Genomic DNA, 26,656 nt, shown 5'->3' with positions numbered 1-26,656 from the left:
GGGGAGGGGGCCCGCGGGCGTTCAGCTCTGCCGCGGGGCGGCCAGCAGTCCCACGATGGCGTCGATGGTCGGGTAGTCCCAGGCCAGCGTCGGCGATACGGGGATGCCGAACGTGTCCTCGATATCGCCGCAGAGCGTCAGCGCGTACAGCGAGTCCAGTCCGTACTCGACGAGCTTGACGTCCGTGGCGATGTCGGTCGCCGGGCATTCGACGAAGTACGCCACCCGCTCCCGCAGCCAGTGGCTCAGCTCCTGCGGGTCGGGGGGCGTCAGGCGGTCGTGTTCGGGGGCGGTGGAGGTCATGGCTTGGCTCCTCAGGGGCAGGGGACGGATGAAGAGATGAGGTGGGGCGAGCACCGTGCGCCGGCCGGTGTCAGGCAAGACGGCGGCCGATCAGGTCGAAGGCGGTGTTCCGCTCGCAGCGTTCGGTGAGCTCCTGGAAGACGGCCCGGGTGTCCACGTCCGGTCCCGGTGCGTGTCCGAGCCGGACGGTCAGCCGCCGCAAGGCGGCCGCCAGCCACGCCGTGTCGCGCAGGAAGGGATCCGGCCTGTCACGGTTGTGCCGCCAGACACCCAGACAGGCGGCGGCCGCGGCCAACAGGGCGTACCGCTCGGCGAGTTCGAAGCCCCAGGGCTCGGCCAGTGGGGTCGCGCTGCGCGGGGTGAGGGCCAGGCAGTCGTCCCGCAGAGCCCGCAGGGAGTCGGTCAACCGGCCGCACAGCGGGCCCAGTACCGGATCGGAGCGCAACTGCTCGGCGGCGTCCGGCAGGACCGCGAGCAGTCCGTCGTCGGCCGCCGCGGTGATCCCCGGGCGCTGGAAGTCCAGGTCGTCCAGCGGAGCGTCGATCCGGAACAGCGCGGACGGCGCGGGCGGGGTCACGAACCAGCTCCGGCGGGCCGGCCGGGGCAGTTGGGGAATGATCGTCGCCTGGCAGACGGTCGCCCCGGAATGGGCCAGGGAGCCGACCGGCAGGTCCCGCAGATGCTTCTGGAAGATTCCCTGGGCGCCCTCCCGCAGGAAGGAGCGGGCGCCGAGGACGACGGCCAGGCTGTCCATGGCCTCCTGGGTCAGCAGCGGAACGAGGTACTTCACCGCGGGCGCGTACAGACTCGTCATCCGGGGCAGCACATGCAGCGCCCGGCACACCGTCGTGGACAGGCAGTCGGCGATGAGCAGATCGATGAACGCCCCGGTCAACGCCGCACGGGCATGCGGGAGTTCACTCACCGGCCGGCCGTAGAGCCGGCGCTCGGCCGCGAACGCCGTGACCGTGCGAAGCTGGGTGTCGAGCGAGCCCAGCGTCGCTCCGGACAGCACGGCCTTGGTGACCTGGAAGGCCCGCAGTACGGACTCCAGCGCTCCGCCCTCCTCCCCGATCAGCGCGGACTCGGGGAGCGGACAGCCGTCGAACGCCACGCCGCCGAGGTGGATCGCCCGCAGCCCCGAGGTACGGAACCGGGGGAGGAAACGCAGCCGGTCGCGCGGCACGGAGTCCATGTCGAGCAGGAACAGCGAGTGGCTGCGGCTTCCGGGCTGCTCGCTGGTGCGGGCGAGGACGGTCACGGCGTGGGCCCGGGTCACGTTGTTGATGACCTCCTTGCGGCCGGAGAGGGACCAGCCCCTCCCCTGCCGGTCGGCCCTCACCTTCGAGGCGACCAGATCGTGGCCGGTGGCCAGTTCGGTGTACGCCCCTGCCGTCTGGCCGCCCGCGAGCAGCAGATCCGCGAGCAGGCGGTGCTGTCCGGGGGATCCCGCGGACCACACCGGGGCGCTCGCGATGAGGTTGATGGCGCCGTGGCCGAGTCCCAGGGATCCGTCCCGGCGGAAGAGTGGTCGGAGCAGACGCGCCAGCTCGTCGGCCTGGCGCAGCCGGCCGCCCAACGCTCGGGGGACGAATTCGGCGCCGAGTCCGAACGAGTCCAGCAGGGCGCGGCCCGCCGGCAGCAGGTCGCCCCGTTCGTCCGCGGCGAGGAAGGCGTCGTAGCAGAGCGGGTTGTCCGGATCGAGCGGGTTTCCCAGCAGTTGCTCCAGCGGCTCGGGGAGGTCCGGGTCGGCGAGCACCGGGGGCGGGCCGGGCAGGGTGGTCATCGGCGGTCCTCGGGGTGCGGGTAGGGCAGGAGGGATGGCAGCCGGCCTTCGGCGTGCTGCGCGAGGAGCGGCACCGCGAGCCGCTCGAAGACGTCGGCCGGACCGTCATCGGCCGGGCGGCTGTCGACCGGGCTGTCATCGGCCGGGCGGCCGTCCGCCGGGGTGTCGTCGGCCGAACCGCCGCCGGCCGAGCGGCCGTCGGCCGGGCTGTCTCCGGTCGGGCTGACGCCGTCGCCGTCGTGCGGACCGGGGGTCCCCGGCCCGAGCCGCCGCAGCAGATTCGTCAGACAGGCCTCCAGCCACAGACCGGACTCCCACAGACTCGCCGTCACCGGATCGTCGACGTCGTGACGGTTGTGCAGCCACAGATGGATCGCGGCCGAGGCCGCGAAGCACAGGGCGTACCGCTCGGCCAGCACGAAGGCCCCGGCCGGGACCTCGATCGCGGTCGGCCGGTGCTCGGCCAGCCGTTCGTGGAGCTCGTCCGCGACGGCCCGCGTCCGCGCGGCCAGCCGGCCGAGGGAAGCGGGCACCTCCCGGCTGGCGGCCAGCTCGCTCAGCGCATCGCAGGCGGCGGGCAGCGCCTGGACCGGGCTGCATCCGGAGCGGGTGAGCAGCTCGAGACGGCCCGGGTCGAAGCCGGGCAGCGGTTCGCGCAGCGCGGTGGCGGCGTACAGGCCGGCGCTGTCCACGCGAGCTCGCCGGTATCCCCGTACCAACTGGGGGAACTGGTTGATCAACGAGTGCAGATTCACGACGGTGTTGCCGTCGAAGATGCCGACGATGCGATGGTCGCGCTGCACCTTCTGGAAGCGGCCGTGCCGGTAGGTGTCGCCGACCAGCAGCGACCGCGTGCCCATGACCCGCGTCAGCTTCGCGACGAGCCCCTCCACCAGCGTCGGCACGAAGAACTTCACGGCGGCCGAGGCGACCGCGAGCTCCCCCGTCAGCGTGTGGATGCCGCGCCCCGCGACCAGCGACACCGCCTCCGCCAGGAGGAGATCGGCGTAGGACTCGCTGATCAGGCGCCGGGTCTGCGGCAGATCGATCAGCAGGCGGCCGTAGTTGGTCCGCTCATGGGCGTACGTGAGACTCATGCCGAGCGCCTGGTCGGCGGCGCCCAGCGACAGCGAACTGCACAGCGTGCGCGTCAGCTGCAGGCTCTTGACGACGGTCTCCACGCCGCCGCCCTCCCGCCCGATCAGCGCGGAGTGCGGCACCTCGGCGCCGGTGAAGGCGATACCGCTGATGTCGGCGCCGCGGATTCCGTGGAGTTTCACGGCGGGCATCGGGCGGAACGTGCCGGGGGGCAGGGCCTGTTTGTCCACGAGGAGCAGGCTGAGGCCACGCGGCCCTCCGTCCCGCGAGGTACGGGCGAGCACACAGACGAGGTGGCCTCGCGTGGCGTTGTTGATCAGCCATTTCTCGCCGGTGAGGCGATAGCCGCCCGGTGTTCGGTCGGCGGTCACCTCGCCCGCCAGCAGGTCGCTGCCGTGGTCGCGCTCGGTCAGACCCCACGAGACGACCGCCCCGGTGGCGATCCGCTCCCCGAGGCGGGCGGCCTGTTCCCGGTCGCCGCCGACCCAGAGACAGACGGCGCCCAGGAAGGTCTTGCCGTGCGCGACGGCGACGGTCATGTCCCGCCGGGCGACGGCTCGCATGAGCTGAATCGCCTCGTCGTATCCCTCCAGGGTGCCGCCGTGGGCCGCCGGCACATAGGCGCGCGGCAGCCCCAGCACATCGAGCTCCCGGCACATCTCCAGGGGGAACGCCTCGCCGTCGTCCAGGGCGCCGCTGCGGGCGTACGAGAAGAGCCTGCCGGGATCGTCCGGGTCGCCGAGCCCCTCGTCGAGCCGAAGGGCCGCGGCGTACGACGCCGGGAGCCCGAGGGGTGCCGGGGGCGAGCTCGCGCCGGACGCCGCCCCTTCCCCTGCCGGTGCGGGGACCGCCACGGCCTCGCCCGCTTCCGGTGCCGAACCGCGTGTCGAGGTCATACGGCGGCGCCCTGCGCGCGGTAACGGCGGACGATCTCCGCGTCGAGGTCCTCGTGCAGGGGCTTGAGCTCACCGGCCATGAAGAGCTCCCGCATCAGCGACCGCTGCACCTTGCCGCTGCTCGTGCGACGCACATGGCCGGGGCGCAGCAGGACGACGTTCGAGACCCGTACGCCGAGCAGTTCACCGAGCTCGCCGCGCACCGTGCGGGTGACGTCGGCGGGATCGGCGTCCATGCCGGAGGGCGCCCGGAACTCCTGAAGGACCACGATCTCCTCGCGGGCGGCGGGCACCGCGCACACGCAGGTCTGCAGTCCCTGGAAGGCCTCGTGGAGGGTGGCGACCTCGCGTTCGATGTCGTGGGGGTAGAGGTTGCGGCCCCGGACGATGAGGACGTCCTTGATGCGGCCCGTCACATACAGCTCGCCGTCGTGCAGGGCCCCGAGGTCACCAGTGCGCACGAAACCGCGCTCGCCGGCCGCGGTTGTCGCGTCGAAGGCGCGGGCGGTCTGCTCGGGGTTGCGCCAGTAGCCCGGGGTGACACTCCCGCCGCGGACCCAGATCTCGCCGACCGAGCCGTCCGGCAGCTCGGCGGCCGATTCCGGGTCGACGATCCGTACGTCGAGGTCGACCACCCGGCCGCTGCTGACCAGTCGGCGGGCGGCCCGGCCCCCCGCGGACGGCGTGAAGAGGTTCTTCTCCAGGTCCGCGACATCGACCGAGGTGATGACCGGGCCGCTGTCCGAGGGCGTGCCCGCGACGAAGAGGGCGGTCTCGGCCATGCCGTAGCACGGCTTGAGCGCGCGGGGATCGAAGCCGGCGGCCGCGAAGCGGGTGCTGAAGCGTTCCAGGGTCCTGGCGTCGATGGGCTCCGAGCCGTTGAGGGCCCAGCGCAGGCTGGAGAGGTCGAGGCCGGCGAGCTGCTCGTCCGTGATGTGCTTGGCGAGCAGGTCGTAGGCGAAGTTCGGGGCGGTCGTGAAGGTGCTCCGGTGCTCCTGGATCAGCTCGAACCACAGCCGGGGGCGACGCAGGAAGTCCATCGGAGAGATCAGGACGACGCCGGCGCCCAGATACAGAGGCGACAGGAGCATGCCGATCAGCCCCATGTCGTGGTACGGCGGCAGCCAACTGCAGGCCCGGGTCTCCCGGTCGGGGCCGAGGGCCGTCTCGATCAGCCACAGATTGTGCGCCAGGGCTCCGTGGGTGAGGAGAACTCCCTTGGGGTCGCTGGTCGATCCCGAGGTGTACTGGAGGATGGCCACCTTGTCGCCGTCGTACCGCGGCTCCGGCAGCTCTCCCTCCGTGCCGAACTCGACGGTGTCCGTGGCCACGCAGGGCAGCGCACCTAGACCCGCGTCCTGGAGGAACTCCTGAGCGGCGGACAGATGCGCGGAGTCGGTCAGGACCATCGTCACATCCGCGTCCCGCGCCACCCCCGCCATGCGCGCGGCACGCCGTCCGCCACCGCTCGGCGCGGGCGCCGGGACGGCCACCACTCCCGCGTACAGGCAGCCGACGAGCACCTTCACGAAGTCCGTGCCGGAGGGGTAGAGCAGCAGGACGCGCTCGTCGTCGGCGCAGTGGACGCGCAGCCACCGGGCGACCGCCCGGGCCTCCTCGCGCAGCCGCCCGAACGTCAGCCGCTCCTCGACGCGTTCGTCCCCCTTCGGTCGTACGAAGACGACGGCGTCCTTGTCCGGCAGTTCGCGTGCGTTGCGTTCAAGGCGCGTCACGAGGGTGTCGAGAGGCTGCGCGGGCATGCGGAAACTCCTTGGATGTCGGTGATTCAGGGCGCGGCAGGTGCGGCAGGTGCGGCCGGCACGACGGGTGCGGCGGCCCACAGGGGTGCTCTCGCGACCTGCGTCGCCGGGGCGGAGGTGGCGATCTCCACGGCGCGGACGTAGTGGTGGGCCAGGCGTTCCACCGTCTCCCGCTCGAACAGCGCCCCGTCGTAGCGGAAGTCGAACGTCAGGGTGTCCGCGCCCTGCACGACGTCGACCCCGAGGTCGAGCTGGCCCTCCTGCTGGGGCAGGGGGTACGGGCGGAGCGCGAGCCCCGCGTAGTCGGTCGTGGCGTCGGGGCGGCCGGTCTCGAGGACCGGGCGGAGCGGGGGTTCCAGGTGGGCGGTGCTCAGCATGTTGAACGAGATCGCGTACGCCCGGGCCCTTCCGGCCGCCGGAGCCCGGCCCAGGTCCCGGGCCACCAGCGAGAACGGGTAACGGATGGCGTCGACGCCGGTCCTGACCTGCTCCGTGACCGCGAAGGCGAGGTCGTGGAAGGACGTCGACGGTGTGATCGCGGCCCGGAGGACGATCGTGTTGATGAAATTGCCGACCAGGTGAAGGCTGTTCGAGCTCATCCGGGTGGTGACCGGACAGCCGATCAGGAAGTCGCGCTGCCGTGTGGAGCGGTACAGCAGGCCCTGGAAGGCGCCCAGCAGCAGGGCGAAGGGGGTGACCCCGGCGGCCCGCGCGACCTCGCGCAGCCGGGTGGCCGTCGCGGCGGGCACGGCCACCCGGCAGGTCGCTCCGGACAGGGACGGCGTGGCGGGGCGGGGCAGGTCCGTGGGCAGTTCGGCGGCTGCCGAGCCGTGGCAGATCCGCTGCCAGTACCGTCCCAGCTCGGCACCGCGGGGCGAGGCCAGCAACGCCCGCTCCTTGGCCACTTCCTCGTCGAAGCCGCCCCGCAGGACGGGCAGCCGGGCATCGGTGCCGGTGGCGCAGAACGCGTACAGCCGCAGCAGGTCGCGCAGGAGCACGGCATCGGACGCCGCGTCGGTGGCGATGTGATGGCCGCCGACGAGCAGGACCGCGTCACCGTCGGGCCTGGTCCACAGCACGATCCTGAACGCGCCGTCCTCGTCCAGACGGTAGGGCGCGGCGAGTGCGTCGGCGACCCGGCCGCGCAGTTCCTCCTCGCCCACGGCGCCGAGTGCGTGATGTTCGAGCCGCAGCCGGCTCACCGTCCGGACCCGGCGCACCGGCCGGCCGCCGTCCGCGGTGAAGGTCGAGCGCAGCATCTCGTGCCGTACGGCCAGCAGTTCCACGGCCCGTCCGAGCGCGGCGACGTCCACCGCTCCGCGGATCCTGACGGCGACTCCGGTGAGGTACGCGGTGGCGCCGGGGACCAACTGGTTCAGGAACCACTGGGCTTCCTGGCCGTGCGAGAGGGGCCGGGCGTCAGTCACGGCGACCGCCGAGCGTCGCGATGGCGTGCCGCAGCCGCAGATCGTCGCCGAGATGACCGGACAGGTCGGCGAGCAGCTCCGCCTCGCGGGGTTCCAGATAGAAGTGGCCGCCCGCGAAGGAGCGTTGCTCGAACCGGGACCCGGTCAGCTCGGACCATCCACGCATGGCGTCGGGGCCGCAGCCGGGGTCCTGGTCCCCCGCGTAGGCGACCAGGGGGCAGCCGACGCGTTCGGGGCGGCGCGCGCCGTACGCGGCGACCAGCTCCATGTCCGCCCGCAGGGTGGGGAGCACCACGCGGAGCAGGTCCGGGTGGTCGAGCGCGCTCGTGGAGGCGCTGCCGAGGCGACGGAGCTCGTCGACGAGCGCGGCGTCGTCGGTCGGCAGCTCGACGGGCTCCCGCAGGTGCGGGGCGCGGAAGGCGGAGGCGAAGAGCCGCAGGGGACGTACTCCCGCGCGCCGTTCCAGCCGCAGGGCGACCTCGTAGGCGACACCGGCGCCCATGCTGTGCCCGAAGAAGGCCAACGGCCTGTCCGTGTACGGCAGCAGCGCCTCGGCCAGCCGGTCGGCCATGACCTCCATGCTGCGCACCAGCGGATCCGCGAGGCGCTGGTGACGTCCGGGGTAGCAGACGGCGAGCACGCCCGTGCCCGCCGGCAGCCGGGAGGCCCATCCTCGGAAGGAATTCGGTGTGCCGCCCGCATGGGGAAAGCACACCAGACGGAGGTCCGGATCCAGGGTCTGGCCACTGTGGTGAAACCAGGCACCGCCGGTGTCGGTCATATTCTTCCTCTACAGCCGTGACAGCCCGCGAAGGCAGGGGACAATCCGCGGAGTCACGTTAGGAAGCGTGGCTATATTTGCCCCATACCGGCGTCGGCTCCCTCGGCCGCCGAGGTGGGCGCACACACCGACACCCCGCCACCGGCGGACCGGTGGCGGGGTGTCGGTGGACGGCCTCGTCGTACGAGGCGTGCGTGGGGGCGCTCAGTCCCAGCCGTTGTTGCCGACGTGGTCGACGGCCACCTGGAGCGACGTGACAGGTGTGGCGCAGGAATCGGCGAACGCCGGCGTCATCACGAGGGCGGACGCCGTGAGGGCCGTGGCCACACACAGGCTCGCGAGGGTCACATTGCGGTGGACGGAGCGGAAAGGCGAATCGTGCACGGGCATGTGGGGTTCCCATTTCTTGTCGGCGATTACGGATAACACCGACGATCAACGACGGTTCTGCACTCTCATGAAGTGCCGTCCCATTTGCTTGTGAAGACGATTATCGCCCGCGCGGGAGCGTTTTCCCGGGCACATCGGTGTCATGATCCGGCCATGGCAGCTCGCTGTCGCCGGTTACGCGCCGGAAGGGACGACGACCGTCAGGGTCGCGAGTTCCGAGGCGCCCCGCGCCGTGCGCAGTCGCACACCGAGCTGCCATTCGCCGGCCATCGCGAACAACCGGCCGCGCGCCCGGAACCGCCCGTCGCCCAGCGCCTCGGCGGCCAGCGGCGGCATCGCGTGGCCCATCCGCTCCATCACCGCCTCCACCGACGCCCCGCCCAGGTCCCCCGGATCGCGGCCCCGTCCGGTGACCTCGATGTCCGCCGTCGTGGTGGCGGTGGTGAGGCGGTCAAGGCGCACGCGTACGTCGTAGTGGTCCGAACTGCCCGTCAGCACGGTCCCCGGCTCCTCCTCTCCGGACCCGGCGATCAACAGGGCGCAGAGCGCCACGACCGCGGTCACGACGCCTCCTGTCACGGTCCACAGCCGGCGCTTCGTCATGTCAATTCCCCTCGGCCGCGACGTCGATCGTCACGCGGGTGGTGCGGACGGTGAAGTTCCTGCAGTACTGCACCCAGACCACATAGCGACCGGGTGCGGGAAAGCTGTAGGTGAAGCGGAGCACCGGCCCGAACCGCCCGACCGTCTCGTCCCGCGGGAGAGCACCGGGCACGCTCGACCGCGCCATGGAGTCCAGCTCGTGGACGTGGGCGAAGAAGTCACTGCGCGGATCGCGGACGAACATGTGGCCGGCCATGCCCAGCCAGGGCTGAAGGTCGCGCACCGGGCCCGCGTCGGTGTCCACGCGCAGGTCGACGGCCGTGGGCTCACCCGCGACCGGCCGGGACGGGGCGACGGTGACCCGGGCCCGCTCCCCGTCTGCCCCGGCGCGCGGACTCGCCGTGCCCGACGCCATGCCCGACGCCGTGTCCCGTGACGTGCCCCGTGGCGCACGGAGCTCGGAGCCACCCACCCGGAAGGCGCCCGACACCTGCTGGCCGCCGCTGTCGGCCCGCTCGAACTCCGTCTGGACGAGATAACGGCCCGGCCGGTCCACCACCAGTCGGATCTCCAAAGTGCCGGGGCTTGTAAGCACGGGGTGGACGTGCCGGAAGAATTGCAGGTCCGCGCCGGTCACCACCGTGTGGGCCAGGGCTCCGTGGTGGACCGTCAGGTCGTCGACCGGTCGGCCGGTGGAGCCGTCGAGGACCCGCGTCCGCACCACGAACACGCGCCCCGCCACGGGTGTGGCCGGCTCGGTCGTGAACACGGCCTCGGCGAACGGCCGGCCGTTCGCCGAGAAGCCCTGTGCCGGATCGCCGGCCACGGTCGGCGCCGCCCCTCGGGGAAGCGCCGCCGGGACGAAGGGGGAGAGCGAGGCCGCGGTGGCCGCCACCACCAGGCAGACCGCTGTCGCGGCGGACAGCACGGCACTGAGCACACGCCGGCGCCGGACGGCCGCGAGGAGTGTGCCGACGATGAGCGCTCCGGCGATGCCCAGGGCCGGATACAGGGTCAGCTCCCAGGCGGCGGCGCGCGGTGTCATCACCCGGAAGGGCAGCACCGCGCGCTCCTCACCGGCCTGAACGGTCAACTCCCAGCGCCCCGTTCGGTCGACCCGCAGGACCGTGGGGTACGTCCCCGGGCGCCCCTGCTCCAGTCGTGCGGTCGTCTCATCGGGTGTGGGCGCCGCGGAGGTGTTCCCCTCCAGCGGCCGGGCGCCGATCCTCAGGGCGACGGCCCGTACGGGCTGGTGCGCGATCACGTCCACCCGCAGCGGACCGGGGACTTCCGGGGCGCGGCGCACCACGAACGTGAGCTCGTTCCCCTCGAAGGACTGCGCGAACTCGACGTCGGCGGTGTCGCTGATGCCATGGGCGGCGGCGGGCTCCGCCCCCATGAGACCCAGGGTTCCGAGGAGTCCCAGGAGACCCAGGAGTCCCAGGAGGACGACGATCGGCGCCGGAAGCGGCCTGGTCGGGCTTCTCGTGAGGTTCCACACCCGCGGCATCCTGCGGTGCGCGCCTATACGGCTTCGATAACGGCGGCCCGTATAGCCCTTGTATAGGGGGCCCTCGCAGGCTGACCGGCGCCGTCGGCTCGATGACTCCGCAGCCAGGCACCGTTACCGTCCAACTCGCGAGGAGTACCAGTGACCCGGCCCCCGCTTCTGCCAGACCTCTTCGCCGGCCGCGCCGCCCAGGAACCGGACGCGGTGGCGGTCCTGGAGGGCCACGAGGAAACGGGATACGCCCGACTCGCCCTCACCGCGGAGCAGTTGACCCGCAGCCTGCGAACTCGGGGGATCGGCCGGGGCGATCGTGTGGGACTGAGCATGCCCGCGGGATCCGGTCTGCTGGCCTCGCTGCTCGCCGTCTGGTCGGCCGGGGCCGCGGTCCTGCTCCGTGGCGACGGCACAGACCCGCACGGCCCGGACCTCCTGCTGACCCCCGAGGACCTGGCCGCCCCCTCCTCCCCCGCCCCGGACACGGGCACCGAGGCCCGGGACCACGCCGAGTCCGCCCTCGCCGGTGACGACCCCGCACTCGTCCTCAAGCACCGCGACGGCGCGCCCGACACCGTGATCAGCCATGCCGCGGCAGCCGCCCACGTCCGCTGGCTCCTCGACGACGGCCCGGGACTCGCCGGCACGGACCGACTGGCGCTCCCCCCCACCTCGGCGCTCGCAGGTCCGATCTGGGAGTGCCTCGCCGCGCTGGTGGGCGGCGCGACCCTGGTCGCCATGGACCGCGCGGCCTCGTCCGACACCGCCGCACTGGCACGCGCCGTCGCCGAGCGGCGGATCACGGTGCTCGTGCTGCCCGGCGCGACGGTACGACGCCTCGCGGAGGAGCCCGGCCTGCAGGACTGCACCGCCGTGCGGCTCGTTCTGGCCGAGGGCCCCGGCCTGGACGCGGCGACGGCCTACGAAATGACCCTCGGAGGCGCGGCCACGCTCTGGCACACCTTCGGATCCGCCACCCTGGGGATGACGGCCGCGGCTCATCTCTACGACCCGGAGCGCGATCTCGCCGCACTGCCGCTGGGCCGTCCGGTACCCGGCCGGCGGGTGACGGTGGTGGACGAGTTCGGCGAGCCGGTCCCGCCCGGTGTGCCGGGCGACCTGCTCGTCGACGGCGTCGCCACCGGCGAACCGGTCCGGCAGCGCAACGACGGCAGCCTGGACCACCTCGGCCGGACCGGTCACGGCATGCCCGGACCGGACGAGAACGGACGGTACGAGGACGGGGAGGATCCGGCCCCGTACGGCGCGACGGGCGGTCTGCTCCTCGCCTCCACGCGCCCCGCGCACGTCGCCCCGGACACGCCCAGCGAGCGCCTGGTGGCCGCGGTCTGGGCCGAGATCCTGGAGACCGACGGCATCGGCGTCGACGACGACTTCTTCCAGCTCGGCGGGTATTCCCTCCAGATGCCTCTGCTCGCCGAGCGGCTCCAGAACGCCTCCGGCATCCGGCTGGCGCTGAGCGAGCTGTACACCGCCGTGACGCTACGGGGCCAGGCCGCGCTGCTGGACGCCGGCGGCGACCGGACACCCCCGGTCACCCCGGTGCCCCGCGGCGGCCGGATGCCTCTGTCCTTCGGGCAGCGCAGGCTGTGGTTCCTCGACCGGATGCACGCGCACAGCCCGGAGTGGGTGGTGCCGATGCTGCTGAGAATGCCCGAGGAGGTCACCGCCGCGACGGTGCGTCAGGCGCTCGACGCCCTCGCCGTACGCCACGAGTCGCTCCGCACCCGGTACGAGGCCCAGGGCGACGAGCCGGTCCAGGTGATCGAGAAGCCGCGGCCGGTCGAGCTGCGGGTCGTGGACGCTCCGGAGCAGGACCCGGAGCCCGAGGTGCGGCGCGCGTTCGAGACCGGCTTCGATCTCGCCTCCGGAACGCTGTGGCGCGCCCTGCTCGTCAGGCGGCCCGGCGAGGCCCACACCCTTCTGGTCACGATCCACCACATCGCCTGCGACGGCTGGTCCTCCACCGTCCTGGAGCGGGAGTTCCGTACGCTCTGCGCGGATCTGCACGCGGGACGGGCCCCCTCGCTCGCGCCGGCCGCCGTCCAGTACGCGGACTACGCCTCCTGGCAGGGCGCCTGGCGCGGAAAGGAGCGGCTCGGCCCCGATCTGGACTTCTGGCGCGCGGAACTGGCGGACCTGACTCCGCTGGAGCTTCCGGCCGACCACGTCCGTCCGCCGGAGCGCGACCCGCGCGGCGGGTTGGTGCACTTCACCGTTCCCACACAGGTGGCGGAGCCGGTGGCCGCCCTCGGGCGGTCGCAGCAGGCCACGCCCTTCATGACCTGGCTGACAGCCTTCTCCACGCTGCTGGCCCGCTACAGCGGCCAGTGGGACGTGCCCATCGGCGTGCCGGTGGCGGGACGCACGGCCTCGGGAGTGGAGGACGTGGTGGGCTTCTTCCTCAACTCGCTGGTCCTGCGCTGCCGTCCGGCCGCGGACCGTCCCTTCGCCGAGGCGCTGCGGGACGTGCGGGCCACGGCTCTCGCCGCCTTCGCGCACCAGGAGGTGTCCTTCGAGCATCTCGTCGAGGAGCTGCGGCCGGAGCGCGACCTGTCGCGCACCCCGCTCTACCAGGTCGCGTTCAACTTCAACGACGACGAGGTCGGCGGCGGCATGCCGGACCTGGGCGACGGCGACATGCTGCTGCGCGCCCGGCGCGTGGCCAAGACCGATCTGACGCTCTATCTGCGCCGGGAACCCGGCGGCGAGCTGACCGGTGTCCTCGAATACGCCACCGCGCTGTTCGAGGCGGAGACCGTGGAGCGGCTGGCCCGGCACTTCGTCACGCTGCTGGAGTCCGTGACGGCACAGCCCCGGCGCCCCGTCACCGCGCTCGACATCCTCCCCGCCGACGAGCGCACCGGGATTCTGACGCACTGGAACGACACGGCCACCGCCCTCTCCGACGCCTCTGTGCTCGACCTCGTCGAGGAGCGTGCCGCGGCCGACGGCGACGCCGTCGCCGTCGTCGTGGGCGAACAGCGCATGACCTTCAGGGAACTGGACGCACAGGCCACCCGCGTCGCCCACCGTCTCGTGGCGGCCGGCGCGGGCCCGGGCGCACTCGTCGGGGTCTGTCTGCACCGCGGACCCGATCTGATCCCCGCCCTGCTCGGCGTCTGGAAGGCCGGCGCGGCCTATCTTCCGCTGGACCCGGCCAACCCCGGCGACCGCCTGGTCCGGCTGCTGCGGGACAGCGGCGCCGGGATCCTCCTCACCGTCTCCGCCCTGGACGGCCCGACCGCGGCGTTCGACGGGACACGGATCCTCCTCGACCGGGAGCGGGCGGACATCGCCGCCCGCCCGGTCACGCGCCTGCCACGCCCGGCCGACCCGCAGCAGCCCGCGTACGTCATCTACACCTCCGGTTCCACCGGCACCCCCAAGGGGGTCGTGGTCACCCAGCGCGGTCTCGCCAACCACCTGACCTGGGCCGCCCGGGAGCTGATCGGCGGCGCCGGCGGCGCCCCTCTGTTCTCCTCGATCGCCTTCGACCTGCCCGCGACCAATGTGTACGCGCCCCTGATCGCCGGCCGCCCGGTGCATGTGCTGCCGCACGACGCGGACGCCGCGACACTCGGCCCCGCCCTGGCGGCCGGAGGCCCGTACAGCTTCATCAAACTCACCCCCGGCCATCTGGAACTGCTCAGCCATCAGCTCACCCGCGAGCAGGCCGCGGGGCTCGCCGAGATCGTCCTGGTGGCGGGGGAGGAACTGCCGGCCCGAACCGCCGACCACTGGCTCGGCCTCCTCGGCCCCGGCCGGCTGATCAACGAGTACGGTCCGACGGAAGCGTCCATCGGCAGTACGGTCCACCCGGTCGACGCCCCGCACTCCGCACCCGTACCGCTCGGTCTGCCCCTGCCGAACACGACCGCCCATGTCCTGGACGGCGCGGGCGAGCCGGTGCCCCTCGGCGTCGTCGGGGAACTCTTCGTCGGCGGCGCCGGTGTGGCCCGTGGCTACCTCGACCGGCCCCGGCTCACAGCCGAGCGCTTCGTGCCCGACCCCTACGGCCTGCCCGGCGCTCGGCTGTACCGCACCGGCGACCTGGCGCTGCGGCGCCCGGACGGGAGCATCGTCTTCCGCGGCCGGACGGACCACCAGGTCAAGCTCCGCGGATACCGCATCGAACCGGGCGAGGTCCAGGCCCGTCTCGCCGCCCTCCCCGGTGTCCGCGACGCCGTCGTGGTGGTCACCGAGAGCTCCACGGGCGAGAAGTCGCTGAGCGGCTATCTGGTGCCCGAGGACGGGCCGGGGGGCGCCACCGACACTCGGCGGCTGCGCGAACTCCTGGCGGAGGAGCTGCCGGAGTACATGGTGCCCGCGACCCTGACCGTCATCGACGCCGTGCCGCTGACCGCCAACGGCAAGCTGGACCGGGCCGCGCTGCCGGCCGCCACCACGGCCGCCGCCGCCCACACCGCTCCGGAGGGCCCCACCGAGGAGCTGATCGCCGCGCTGTGGGCCGAGCTCCTCGGCCGGGAGCGGATCGGCTCGGACGACAACTTCTTCGAGGCGGGCGGGCATTCGATCCTCGCCATCCGGATGGCGGCCAGGCTCCAGGACACCTTCGACATCGACCTGTCCGTCAGGACGGTCTTCGAACAGCCCACGGTCGGACTGCTCGCCAAGGCGGTCGAGTCCGCCATCAGGGCCGAGATCGATCAGCTCTCCGACGCCGAACTGACCGGCACGTCCACCGCGGCGGAAGGGCCCGGAAATGAGTGACCACGCCACCATGACGGAACATGCTCCGGCGGTCGGCACACGCGCCGCGGACCAGGAGTTCTGGCACCGGCTCGCCGACACCCACGCCCCGCTCGCCCTCCCCGACGTCTGGGGAGACCCGCACCGGCCGGGCGAGCGCTGCCGGGTCAGGGTCCCGTTCGACGATCTACGGGGCGCGCTGCACGCCCTCTCCGAGCGCGCGGGTGTCCGGCTCGCCGACACCCTCTTCGCCGCCCACCTGGCGGTGATGGGGGCGCTGACCTCCGACGCCGCCTTCCATACCGGCCTGTGGGACGACGGCCCGGACCCCTCCGGGTACGGAAGCGTGCTGCCGGTCCCGCACACCCGGCCCACCGGCGACTGGCTCGCTCTGGTCCGGGCGACCGCCCGGCGCGTCGGCGACGCCCATGGCCACGCGCCCCAGCCGCTGGGGTGCGTCCCCGACGCCACCGTCCTGTTCGCCCCCGCGGCGGCAGGTGCCGTCGTCGACGACCGCGCCCTGGTCGTCCGGGCCCATGACCGTCACCTCTCCCTGGACTGCCGGACGGACGCCGTCGCACCGGTGTGGGCGGATCTGCTCGCCACGCTGTACCGGTCCGTGCTGGGCGCGATGGCCGAGGACCCGCGCGGCGACGCCACCGAGAGCCCGCTGCCCGGCCATGTCCGGCAGGCCGTCCTCTCGGCCGGACGCGCCCCCGGCACCGACCGGCCCGCCGCGACGGTGGCCGATCTCTTCGCACGACAGGCCGTCGCCACGCCGGACGCGGTCGCCGTCCTCGCCGGACACGGGCTGACGACCTACCGGGAGCTCGACGCCCGCTCCGCCCGCATCGCCCACCGGCTTCGGGACCTCGGAGCCGGCCCGGGCAGTGTCGTGGGTGTGCTCCTGCACCGCGGCGAGGATCTCCTCCCGGCGCTGCTCGGCGTGCTGCGGTCGGGAGCGGCCTACGTTCCGCTCGACCCGGCCGTCCCCGGCCGCCGTCTCGCGCACATCCTCGGCGAGACACGGGCGCCCCTGGTGCTCACTCATGCGGCCCTCGCCGCCCGGATACCCGCGAGCCACCCCGGTGCCACCGTGGTCCTCGACGACGAGAACGAGCGCGCCACGCTCGCCGCCCTGCCGGCGACGGCCCCCCGGCAGGCCGCCGAAGGCCGGTCGCCGGCGTATGTCATCTACACCTCCGGTTCCACCGGCACCCCCAAGGGTGTGGTGATCGAACACGACGCCCTGACCAACCTGCTGTGGTCCTTCCGCCAGAGCCTCGCCGGCGGACACGGCACCGGTCGGAGCGACAGCCCCGGCACCTGGCTGGCCTCGACCTCGGTCTCCTTCGACATCTCGGCCCTCGAGCTGTACCTGCCGCTGATCCACGGCGGCCGGGTGGTCCTCGCCGGCGACGACGAGGCCAAGGACCCCACGGCCCTCCTGGCGCTCATCGACACCCACGGTGTCACCCATGTGCAGTCCACTCCGTCGGGCTGGCGGCTGCTCCTCGCCGCCGGCTTCGACCGCCCGCACCTCACCGGCCTGGCCGGCGGAGAGGAACTCCCCGTCCGGGTCGCCGCGGAGCTGCACGGCCGGCTCGCCGCGCTGGTCAATGTGTACGGGCCCACGGAGACCACGATCTGGTCGGCCGCCTGGCCCGTACCGCACGGCGTCGACCGGATCGCCCTCGGGCAGCCCGTCGCCAACACCCGCCTGCACGTCCTGGACCGCTCGGCGCGACCCGTGCCACCCGGAGTGCCGGGCGAGCTGCACATCGGCGGAGACGGCCTGGCGCGCGGCTACTTCGGCCGGCCCGCCCTGACGGCCGAGCGCTTCGTACCGGACCCGTACGGGCCACCGGGCTCGCGTCTCTACCGCACCGGCGACCTGGCGCGCCGGCTACCGGACGGCACACTCGAGTTCCTCGGCCGGATCGACACCCAGGTGAAGGTCAGCGGCTACCGCATCGAGCTCGGCGAGATCCAGGCCGCGCTCACCGCCCACCCGCTGGTACGCGACGCCGTCGTGGTGGTGCGCGAGCCGGCCCCCGGCAACAAGCGGATCGTCGCCTACGTCGTACCGGCCGGCCGGATCGGGGAATCCCGGCTCCGCCGTCATCTGGCCGCACTGCTCCCGGCCTACATGCTCCCCGCGAGCTTCGTCGCCCTGGAGCACATCCCGCTGAGCATCAGCGGCAAGGTCGACCGTGCCGCCCTGCCGGCGCCCGGACCTGAGAGCGGTCCCCAGCAGCACCGGCCGGCATCGCCGGCGACATCCGACAACACCGACCCGGTGAGGGAGTACCAGGCATGAGCGTCGACGACACGCCGAACGCACAGCAGGACACGGCGGCGTTGCGCGAAGAGCTGCTGCGCCGCCGTCTGGCGGGCGCGCGCGGCCACCGCAGGACCGCCATCGAACGGGTGGACCGCAGCGGTCCGCTGCCGCTTTCCTTCGGGCAGCAGCAGATGTGGTTCCTCAACCGCCTCGATCCCGACAGCCACGAATATCTGGTGCCGCTCGTCCTGCGGCTGCGCGGCACGCTCGACACGGACGCACTGCGCGGTGCGTGGCAGGGGGTGCTGGAGCGGCACGAGATCCTGCGGACGCGCTACGCGCACACCGAGGGCGACCCGGTGCAGCTGGTGGACCCCGCCGGGGACACCGAGCTGCCCGTCGTGGACCTCACCGGTTCTCTCTCGGAAGCCGGAGCCGATGCCGGAGCCGATGCTCCGGCGGGCGCCGACTCCGCCGGGCGCGAGGAGCGCGTCCGGCATCTGGTGGAGGAGGAGATCGACCGGCCGATCGATGTGGAGCGGCAGTGGCCGGTCCGCGCGAAGCTGTTCCGGCTCGGCGCGCAGGACCACGTCCTGGCGGTGACCTTCCATCACATCGCCTGCGATGCCTGGTCCGTACGGATCTTCGCCGGCGAACTCAGCGCCCTCTACACCGCCGCCGTGACGGGCACGCCCGCCGCCCTTCCCGAACTGCCCCTGCAGTACGCCGACTTCGCCTCCTGGCAGCGCGGCCATCTGACCGGCGACACACTGGAGCGCCAACTGGCCTACTGGCGGAGCCAGCTGGACGGCGTCCAGCCCTTGGACACCCCGATCGACCGGCTCCGCCCCGCGGTGCGCGACTGGTCCGGCGACTCGGTGCCCTTCCGGATCCCCGCCGCGACAGCCGACCGTGCGCGGGCGCTGGCCCGCCGGTACGACACCACGCTCTTCAACGTCCTTCTCGCGGCCTACCAGGCCCTGCTCGCCCGCCACACCGCCGTGCCGGGCAGCCTGCCCGGAGCGGGGGCCGACATCCCCGTCGGCATCACGGTCTCGGGGCGCGGCCGTCCCGAGCTGCAGCATCTCTTCGGCTATGGCATCAACACACTGGTGGCCAGGGCTCGTTGGGACGGTGACCCGTCCTTCGGGCAGGTGCTCACCCAGGTACGGGACTTGGTCCTCGACGCCTTCGACCACCAGTCGGTGCCCTTCGCCCGGCTGGTGGACGAGCTCCAGCCGGACCGTGATCTGGCCCGCACCCCGCTGTTCCAGGTGGACTTCATCCTCCACGCGGACCGGGGCAGCGCCTTCGCCATGCCCGGTCTCTCCGTCGAGTCCGTCATGGCCGACCGGGTCGCCAAGTTCGACCTCACCCTGAACGTGGACGACGCGGAGACCGGCGGCCTCGACGCACGGCTCGCCTATCCGACCGCGCTCTTCGAGCGGGCCACCGTCGCACGGACCGCCGAGCGCTTCATCCGCCTCCTCGACGCGGCGACCGCGCGCCCCGACGCCCCGCTCTCCGGCGCGGACCTCCTCACCGACGACGACCGCGCGCTGCTCGCGCGGCCGTACACCACGGCGGAACTGCCGGACAGCCTCCGCGACCGCCTCGTCGCGGAGGGGCTGATCAGCCCGGAGGCCACCACCGCCCGAACCGGCCTGCCGGTTCGTGTGGTGGACGCCCACGGCCGTCTGCTCCCGGTCGGCGTGGCGGGCGAACTGTGCGTCGGTGCGGTGGCGGGCGCGCAGGCCCCGGCCTCGCTCGAGGGCGCCCTGCCCGACCCCTCGGGGCCCTCGGGTGCCCTGATCCACCGCACCGGACGGCTCGCACGGTGGCGGGCCGACGGCACCCTCGACCTCCTCGGGCTGATCGAGGAGCAGGTCTCCGTGCGGGGCCGCCGGGTGGACCTCGGGCGGATCCGCTCGGCGCTCACCTCGTTCGCGGGCGTGCGTGAGGCGCTCGTCGTGGTCCACGACAGCGGGGCGGAGCCCTCGGGCCTGGCCGCCTACGCCGTCGCGACCGGACCGGACGCCCTGGACACGGCAGGGCTGCGCTCGTACCTCGCGGAGCGGCTGCCGGAGCCGTTCGTCCCCGACTCCGTCACGGTCCTGGACGCCCTGCCCACGACCGCCGAGGGGGCCCCCGACCTCGACGCACTGCCCGATCCGCGGGCGGCCGTGGACGGGGCGGCCGCACGCACCGCGCCCCGTACCCCCGCGGAGGAGCGGCTCGCCGCGATCTGGCGCGAGGTGCTCGGCGTGGACGGGGTGGGGGTCGACGACAACTTCTTCGCCCTCGGCGGCGACTCCCTGCGCGCGGTCCGCCTGGCCGGCGCCATGCGCGCGGCCGGATTCGACGTCACCATCCGGGGCGTGTTCCAGCACGGCACGATCTCCCGCCTGGCCGCCGCTGTCGAGTGGCGGGAGGACACGGCCGGGCAGACCGAACTGATCCGGGCGGTGGAACCGTTCGCGCTGCTGGAGCCGCAGGACCGGGAGCGGATCCCGGAGGGTGTCGTCGACGCCTATCCGCTCTCGCAGATCCAGACCGGCATGCTCGTGGAGACACTCACCGGGCACGGCCGAGGCGCCTACGTGAACATCAGCAGCTTCCGGGTGCCGGACGACGAGGCGTTCGACCCGGCCGCGCTGCGCGCGGCGCTGGACGTGGTCGCGGCGCGGCACGACGTGCTGCGGACGTCGGTGGCGCTGGACGGCTACTCCCGGCCGCTCCAGTTGGTGCGGGACCAGGTGGAGATCCCCCTGGACGTGCACGATCTGCGTGGCTTCGACGAGGAGCGCCGGCGCACCGAGGCGGCGGCGTTCACGGCCGAGCGACGGGCGGGCTTCGATCTGCGCACCACGTCGCTCGTACGGGTCGACGTCCATCTGGAGTCGGACGACACCTGGCGGCTGACCTTCACCCAGAGCCACGCCGTCAGCGACGGATGGAGCCAGCACACCCTGCTCATGGAGCTGCTCGGCGTGTATCGCGCGGTGCGCGACGGGCAGCCGCTGCCCGCCCATGAGACTCCTTCGGTGCGGTACGCGGACTTCGTCGCCGCCGAGCTCGCCTCGCTGGACGGCGACGCGGACCGCGCGTTCTGGCAGCGCGTCACAGACGAGCACGCGCCGTTCGCCCTGCCCGGCGCCTGGGGCGAGGACGGACCCGCCGAGGGCTATCGCGTCGCCGTGCCGTTCCACGATCTTCAGCACGGGCTGCGGCGGCTTGCCGCGGCGGCCGACGGCTCGCTCAAAAGCGTGCTGCTCGCCGCGCACCTGACCGTGCTCTCCCAGCTCACGCCCGAACGCTCCTTCCACAGCGGTCTGGTGGCCCACGGCCGTCTGGAGGCACCCGGCGGCGACCGGGTCCTGGGCATGCACCTCAACACCGTGCCCTTCCCCGTCGTCCGTGCCGCCACCTGGCGTGAGCTGGTACGCCGTACGTTCGCGCAGGAGACCAGCATGTGGGGGCACCGCCGCCATCCGCTGCCTGCCATCCAGCGCGCCGCCGACAGCACCGACCGGCTCATCACCGTCCTGTTCGAGTACCAGGACTTCCACCAGGTCGACGACGCGCTCGTCGCCGACCGGGACGGCGCGGACGGTATCGGCGACACGGGCGGAGCGGTCAACGAGTTCGCCCTCAACGTCCTCGCCAACAACGGACACATCCACCTGATCAGTGCCACCGACGTCATCGGCCGCGCCGACTCCGAGCGGCTGGCGGACATGTACCGGCAGGTGCTGACCGCGATGGCGGCCGACCCCGAAGGCGACGCCACCACCACCCATCTGCCGGCCGGCGAGCGCCACCGGCTCCTCGCCCAATGGCACACGACTCCGGGGCAGTTGCCGGTCCTGCCGGTCCACCACCTCTTCGAGGACCAGGCCGCCGAGACGCCCCACTCCCCCGCCGTGCGTCACCTCGGCTCCCTGCTGAGCTACGCCGAGCTGGACGAGCGGGCCAACCGCATCGCCCACCACCTACGGACACTCGGCGCCGGCCCCGACACCCTCGTCGGCCTGCACCTCGCGCGCGGCCCCGAGCTGCTCCCGGCCATGCTCGGCATCTGGAAGAGCGGGGCGGGCTGCCTGCCCCTGGACCCCTCCCTGCAGCGGACCCGGATGGCCACCATGCTGGAGGACGCCGATCCGCGCCTGGTCGTCACGACCGGCGATCTGCTGCCCGCTCTCGCCGGCCTCCACGACGGCGGGACGGTCGTTCTCGACCGCGCGGCGGACGCCCGGGCGATCGCGGCCCGGCCCGCGACCCGCCCCGAGCCCGTCGGGACGCTCGCCGACCTGGCGTACGTGATGTACACCTCCGGCTCGACCGGCACCCCGAAGGGTGTGCTCGTCCCGCACGCGGGCCTGGCCAACTACCTGTGCTGGACCGCGGAGGCGTACGCCTCCCGGGGCGCCGGCGGCGCGCCCGTCTTCTCCTCGATATCCTTCGACCTCGGGCTGCCGGACCTGCTCACCCCGCTGATCACCGGCCAGACCACGCATCTGCTGCCGCAGGACCTGAGCACCGCCGATCTCGGCGCCGAACTGGCGGCGGGAGCCCCGTACAGCTTCATCAAGCTCACCCCGGGCCACCTCGATCTGCTCACGCATCAGCTCACGGCGGAACAGGCCCACGGCCTCGCGGGGCTCGTCATCGCGGCCGGAGACAGCTTCTCGGCGGCTCTCGTCGCCCGCTGGCGCGAACTGGCGGGCCCGGAGGGCACCGCGCTGGCCGCGGAGTACGGACCCACCGAGACCTCCATCGGCAACTCGGGCTCCCCTGTGGCGGACACCGTCACCACCGAGCTGGTGCCGCTCGGCGCGCCGGTCCCGAACACCACCATGTACGTCCTGGACGAGCGCATGCGGCCGGTACCGGTCGGTGTGCCGGGCGAGGTGTACATCGGTGGGACCGGGCTGGCCCGCGGCTATCAGCGGCGCCCCGGACTCACCGCCGAGCGCTTCCTGCCCGACCCGTACGGTCCGCCCGGCGCGCGGCTGTACCGCACCGGTGACCTCGCCCGCTATCTCGCGGACGGCACCCTGGACTTCCTCGGCCGGATCGACAACCAGGTCAAGATCCGCGGCTACCGCGTCGAACTGGGCGAGGTGCAGCACCATCTCACCGCGCACCCGGACGTCGAGGACGCCGTCCTGCTGCTGCGGGAGAACGGCAACGGGGAGAAGAGCCTGGTCGCCTACGTCGTCGGCACCGGCACCCCGGGGCAGGACGCGGCGGACCTGGCCGGCCTGCGCGCCCATCTGTCGGCGCGGCTGCCCGAGTACATGGTTCCGGCCGCCTTCATGGCCGTCGACCGCGTCCCGCTGACCGCGAACGGCAAGGTGGACCGGCGGGCGCTGCCGGCGCCGGACCGCGAGGCGTTCGCCGGCACCGCCCACATCGCTCCGCGTACCCCCGTGGAGGAGCGCATCGCCGCCGTCTGGCGCGAGGTGCTCGGCGTGGACCGGGTCGGTGCGGAGGACGGCTTCTTCGCACTCGGCGGCGACTCGATGCGCGCCGTGCGCCTGGCGGGTGCTCTGCGCGAGGCCGGTTTCGACCTCACCATCGGCGATGTCTTCGAGCACGGGACCGTGGCCGCGCTCGCCGTCGCGGCGGCGGGCAAGGACGGCACCGATTCGCTGGTACGGGCGGTGGAACCGTTCGCGCAACTGGCACCGGAGGACCGGGAGCGGCTGCCGGAGCATGTCGTGGACGCCTATCCGCTCTCGCAGATCCAGACCGGCATGCTCGTCGAGATGCTCACGCACCGCGACCGCAACACCTACCACCACGTCAACAACTTCCGTATCAGGGACCGCGAGCCGTTCTCCGTGCCCGCGCTGCGCGAGGCGCTGGCCGTGGTCACGGCGCGGCACGACATCCTGCGGACGTCGATGGCGCTGGAGGGCTACTCCCAGCCGCTTCAGCTGGTGCACGCCCACGCCGACATCGCCCTCGCCGTGCACGACCTGCGCGGCCTCGGCGAGGAGCGGCAGCGCGCGGCGGCGCTCGCCTTCATCGCCGAGGAGAAGGCGAACCTCTTCGATCTGCACGTGGCGCCGCTGTTCCGGGTGAGCGTGCACCTGGAGTCGGACGAGGCCTGGCGGCTGACGTTCACCCAGAGCCATGCCATCACCGAGGGATGGAGCTACCACACCCTGCTGATGGAGCTGCTGGCCGCGTACCGCGCGGTGCGCGACGGACAGCCCCTGCCGGCCTACGAGACCCCGTCGGTGCGCTACGCCGACTTCATCGCGGCCGAGAGCGAGGCGCTGGCCAGCGAGGAGCAGCGGGCCTTCTGGCAGGCGGTCGTGGACACCGGCGTGCCGTTCACTCTGCCCGAGAGCTGGGGGCAGGAGGGTCCCAGCGAGCCCTATCACCGGCTCGTCCCCTTCCACGATCTGGAGGACGGCCTGCGGCGGCTGGCCACCGCGGCCGGCGGATCGCTCAAGAGTGTGCTGCTCGCCGCGCACCTGACGGTGCTCTCCCGGCTGACGCCGGAACGCTCCTTCCACAGCGGCCTGGTGGCCCACGGCCGTCTGGAGGCACCCGGCGGCGACCGGGTCCTGGGCATGCACCTCAACACCGTGCCCTTCCCGGCGGTGGGCGGCAGCACCTGGCGTGAGCTGGTGCGCCGCACCTTCACGCAGGAGACCCGGGTCTGGGGGCACCGGCGCTATCCGCTGCCCGCGATCCAGCGCGCCGCCGACAGCACCGACCGGCTGATCACCGTCCTGTTCAGCTATCTCGACTTCCATCAGGTCGACACGGACGCGGTGGACGTCGAGGCGGGATTCGGGGTGGGCGGCAACGAGTTCGCCCTGGACGTGATCGCCGCCCGCGGCCATCTGAGCCTCGGTTCCTTCACCGATGTCATGAGCCGGGACAACGCCGAGCGGCTGGCGGACATGTACCGGCAGGTGCTCACCGCGATGGCCGCGGACCCGGACGGCGACGCCACCATCGCCCTGCTGCCCGCCCAGGAGCGGCACCTGCTGTTCGGCGAGTGGAACGCCACGGACGTGGAGTGGCCCGCCGGCTCCGTCCTGGACCTGTTCGAGGAGACAGCGGCCCGCGGCCCCGAGGCGGTGGCGGTCGTCGCGGGCGAGCGCAGGCTCTCCTTCCGTGAGCTCGACGAGCGGGCCAACCGGATCGCCCGGCGCCTGCGCTCGCTCGGCGCCGGTCCCGACACGCTCGTGGGCGTCTGCCTGAACCGCGGCCCCGAGCTGGTCGCCGCCCTGCTGGGAGTATGGAAGGCCGGCGCCGCGTATGTGCCGCTCGACCCCTCCAACCCCGCCGAGCGCCTGACCCATGTCCTCGCCGACAGCAAGGCCGCCGTCCTCGTGACCGACAGCACGTCGGCCCACGCCACCCGGGGCCACCGGGGGGCGCGCCTCGACCTCGACGCCGACCGCGCCGTACTGGCGGCGATGGACGCGACGCCGCCGGCGCGCGAGAGCGATCCCGGACTGCTCGCGTACGTCATCTACACCTCGGGATCCACCGGCACCCCCAAGGGCGTCATGATCACGCAGCGCGGTCTGGCCAATCACCTGCGCTGGGCCGCCCGGGACCTCACGAACGACGAGGGCGGCGCGCCGCTGTTCTCCTCCGTCGCCTTCGATCTGCCGGCCACCAATCTGTACGTCCCCCTGATCACCGGCCGTTCCGTGCACATCCTGCCGGCCGACCTGGACACCGCCTCGCTCGGCGAGGCGCTGGCGGGCGGGGCGCCGTACGGCTTCGTCAAGCTGACGCCCGGCCATCTCGAAGTCCTCACGCACCAGTTGCCGCCCGGCGAGCTGGCGAGTCTGGCGGGAACCGTGCTCGTCGCCGGGGAGGCCCTGCCGCCCCGACTGGCCAACCACTGGCTCGGTCTGGTCGGGCCCGGCCGGCTGGTCAACGAGTACGGACCCACGGAGACCTCCATCGGCGCCACCGCCCACCCGGTCACCGGCCCGCAGAACAGCGCCGTTCCGCTCGGCGGTCCGCTGCCCAACACGACCGCGTACGTTCTCGACGCGCGGCTGCGCCCGGTCCCGGTCGGGGTGCCCGGCGAGCTCCACATCGGCGGCGCGGGGCTGGCTCGCGGCTATCGCAACCGCCCCGGGCTCACGGCCGGGCGCTTCGTGCCCGACCCGTACGGTCCGCCCGGGTCCCGGCTCTACCGCACCGGTGACCTCGCCCGCCGTCTGCCGGACGGCACCCTGGACTTCCTCGGCCGGATCGACAACCAGGTCAAGATCCGCGGCTACCGCGTCGAACTGGGCGAGGTGCAGCACCGGCTCACCGAGTACCCGGGTGTGAAGGACGCCGCGGTCGTGGTCCACCGGACCGCGGACCGGGGCCCGGAGCTCGCCGCGTACGTGGTGGCCTCCGACGGGCTAGCGCCCGACCGGGCCGCGCTGCGCGCGCATCTCGCGGCGACACTGCCCGACTACATGGTCCCCGCCGTGTTCACGCCGGTGGAGAGCATTCCGCTCACGCCCAACGGCAAGCTGGACCGCCGGGCGCTGCCCGCGCCCGGCCAGGACAGCCGGCCGTACGTGGCCCCCGCCACCCCCACCGAGCAGGCGATCGCCGCCGTCTGGCGCGAGGTCCTGGGTCTGGAGAGGGTCGGCGCCGACGACAGCTTCTTCGATCTCGGCGGGCACTCCATCCTCGCCGTGCGGATGCTCGCCACGGCACGCGAGGCCGGGCTGCCGCTCGCCGTATGGATGATCTACCAGGCCGGTACGCTCGCGGAACTCGCCGAGCTCGTGGACGCGGAGCAAGGGCCGGACGGCGCCGCCGGCGGCTCCGGGGCCGGAGCGGGGAGCGACGGCACACGGGTGCCCCGCCTGCCCGCCCAGGCGCGGGCCGTCGCCGGCACCCGTGCCCATCACTCGGTGGGCCTCACCCTACGCCGTCCCGACCCCGCGCTCCTGGAGCAGGCGCTGGCCGCCGTGGTCGCCCATCACGAAGCCCTGCGCCTGCGGCTCACGCCCGGCAGCGCCGAAGGGCTCATCGCCCCGGCGGAATCCGCTCGGCTGCTGGAGGTCGTCGACCTGCGCGGGACGGCCGTGGCCGACCGGG

12 protein-coding genes are annotated in these 26,656 nt (G+C 73.2%); 3 read left to right on the top strand and 9 right to left on the bottom strand.

What is annotated here, in order from left to right; genetic code table 11:
• Positions 1 to 21: 21 nt before the first annotated feature.
• The 9 genes from ACWEBX_RS28995 to ACWEBX_RS28955 form a co-directional block, all read right to left on the bottom strand.
• On the bottom strand, positions 22 to 303 hold the full coding sequence (locus ACWEBX_RS28995; protein WP_451887747.1) for an acyl carrier protein: 282 nt from the start codon (positions 301 to 303) through the stop codon (positions 22 to 24).
• A gap of 70 nt (positions 304 to 373) precedes the next feature.
• The gene (locus ACWEBX_RS28990) at positions 374 to 2,089 is read right to left on the bottom strand and encodes an acyl-CoA dehydrogenase (protein ID WP_451887746.1); all 1,716 of its coding nucleotides are present in this window, start codon (positions 2,087 to 2,089) and stop codon (positions 374 to 376) included.
• Positions 2,086 to 4,083 (bottom strand): acyl-CoA dehydrogenase family protein, encoded by a 1,998-nt coding sequence (locus ACWEBX_RS28985; protein WP_451887745.1) that lies wholly within the window; start codon positions 4,081 to 4,083, stop codon positions 2,086 to 2,088. The genes ACWEBX_RS28990 and ACWEBX_RS28985 overlap by 4 nt, the downstream gene beginning before the upstream one ends.
• Positions 4,080 to 5,843, bottom strand: coding sequence for a fatty acyl-AMP ligase (locus ACWEBX_RS28980; RefSeq protein WP_451887744.1), 1,764 nt, complete (start codon positions 5,841 to 5,843; stop codon positions 4,080 to 4,082). Before ACWEBX_RS28980 ends, ACWEBX_RS28985 begins: the two co-directional genes overlap by 4 nt.
• A 26-nt stretch (positions 5,844 to 5,869) precedes the next feature.
• Positions 5,870 to 7,270, bottom strand: coding sequence for a condensation domain-containing protein (locus ACWEBX_RS28975; protein WP_451887743.1), 1,401 nt, complete (start codon positions 7,268 to 7,270; stop codon positions 5,870 to 5,872).
• Complete coding sequence (locus tag ACWEBX_RS28970; RefSeq protein WP_451887742.1) at positions 7,263 to 8,051, bottom strand: thioesterase II family protein; 789 nt, start codon at positions 8,049 to 8,051, stop codon at positions 7,263 to 7,265. Before ACWEBX_RS28970 ends, ACWEBX_RS28975 begins: the two co-directional genes overlap by 8 nt.
• A 204-nt stretch (positions 8,052 to 8,255) precedes the next feature.
• Entirely contained in the window at positions 8,256 to 8,441 is a 186-nt protein-coding gene (locus ACWEBX_RS28965) for a hypothetical protein (RefSeq protein WP_451887741.1), read from the bottom strand.
• 174 nt (positions 8,442 to 8,615) lie between these two features.
• A complete protein-coding gene (locus ACWEBX_RS28960) occupies positions 8,616 to 9,044 on the bottom strand; it encodes a hypothetical protein (protein WP_451887740.1) in 429 nt (142 codons plus the stop codon).
• Position 9,045: 1 nt separating this feature from the next.
• Positions 9,046 to 10,443 carry a hypothetical protein gene (locus ACWEBX_RS28955; protein ID WP_451887739.1) on the bottom strand — a complete coding sequence of 466 codons (1,398 nt, stop codon included), beginning with the start codon at positions 10,441 to 10,443 and terminating at the stop codon, positions 9,046 to 9,048.
• A 252-nt stretch (positions 10,444 to 10,695) separates the two neighbouring features.
• Between ACWEBX_RS28955 and ACWEBX_RS28950 the strand changes: the two genes are divergently transcribed.
• The 3 genes from ACWEBX_RS28950 to ACWEBX_RS28940 all read left to right on the top strand — a co-directional run.
• On the top strand, positions 10,696 to 15,303 hold the full coding sequence (locus ACWEBX_RS28950; RefSeq protein WP_451887738.1) for an amino acid adenylation domain-containing protein: 4,608 nt from the start codon (positions 10,696 to 10,698) through the stop codon (positions 15,301 to 15,303).
• Complete coding sequence (locus ACWEBX_RS28945; protein ID WP_451887737.1) at positions 15,296 to 17,602, top strand: non-ribosomal peptide synthetase; 2,307 nt, start codon at positions 15,296 to 15,298, stop codon at positions 17,600 to 17,602. Before ACWEBX_RS28950 ends, ACWEBX_RS28945 begins: the two co-directional genes overlap by 8 nt.
• Positions 17,599 to 26,656: amino acid adenylation domain-containing protein (locus tag ACWEBX_RS28940; protein WP_451887736.1), on the top strand; the 9,058-nt coding region annotated here is incomplete at its 3' end. The genes ACWEBX_RS28945 and ACWEBX_RS28940, both read left to right, overlap by 4 nt.

Source organism: Streptomyces sp. NPDC005070 (genome assembly GCF_053600395.1).
The sequence above is the reverse complement of the archived record's forward strand: the minus strand, read 5'-3'. Positions and strand labels throughout refer to the sequence as shown.

What these genes read in the sequence shown, in the direction of transcription:
- ACWEBX_RS28995 (WP_451887747.1), bottom strand. Translation starts at nt 303, where the DNA reads ATGACCTCCACCGCCCCCGAACACGACCGCCTGACGCCCCCCGACCCG.
- ACWEBX_RS28990 (WP_451887746.1), bottom strand. Translation starts at nt 2,089, where the DNA reads ATGACCACCCTGCCCGGCCCGCCCCCGGTGCTCGCCGACCCGGACCTC.
- ACWEBX_RS28985 (WP_451887745.1), bottom strand. Translation starts at nt 4,083, where the DNA reads ATGACCTCGACACGCGGTTCGGCACCGGAAGCGGGCGAGGCCGTGGCG.
- ACWEBX_RS28980 (WP_451887744.1), bottom strand. Translation starts at nt 5,843, where the DNA reads ATGCCCGCGCAGCCTCTCGACACCCTCGTGACGCGCCTTGAACGCAAC.
- ACWEBX_RS28970 (WP_451887742.1), bottom strand. Translation starts at nt 8,051, where the DNA reads ATGACCGACACCGGCGGTGCCTGGTTTCACCACAGTGGCCAGACCCTG.
- ACWEBX_RS28965 (WP_451887741.1), bottom strand. Translation starts at nt 8,441, where the DNA reads ATGCCCGTGCACGATTCGCCTTTCCGCTCCGTCCACCGCAATGTGACC.
- ACWEBX_RS28960 (WP_451887740.1), bottom strand. Translation starts at nt 9,044, where the DNA reads ATGACGAAGCGCCGGCTGTGGACCGTGACAGGAGGCGTCGTGACCGCG.
- ACWEBX_RS28955 (WP_451887739.1), bottom strand. Translation starts at nt 10,443, where the DNA reads ATGGGGGCGGAGCCCGCCGCCGCCCATGGCATCAGCGACACCGCCGAC.
- ACWEBX_RS28945 (WP_451887737.1), top strand. Translation starts at nt 15,296, where the DNA reads ATGAGTGACCACGCCACCATGACGGAACATGCTCCGGCGGTCGGCACA.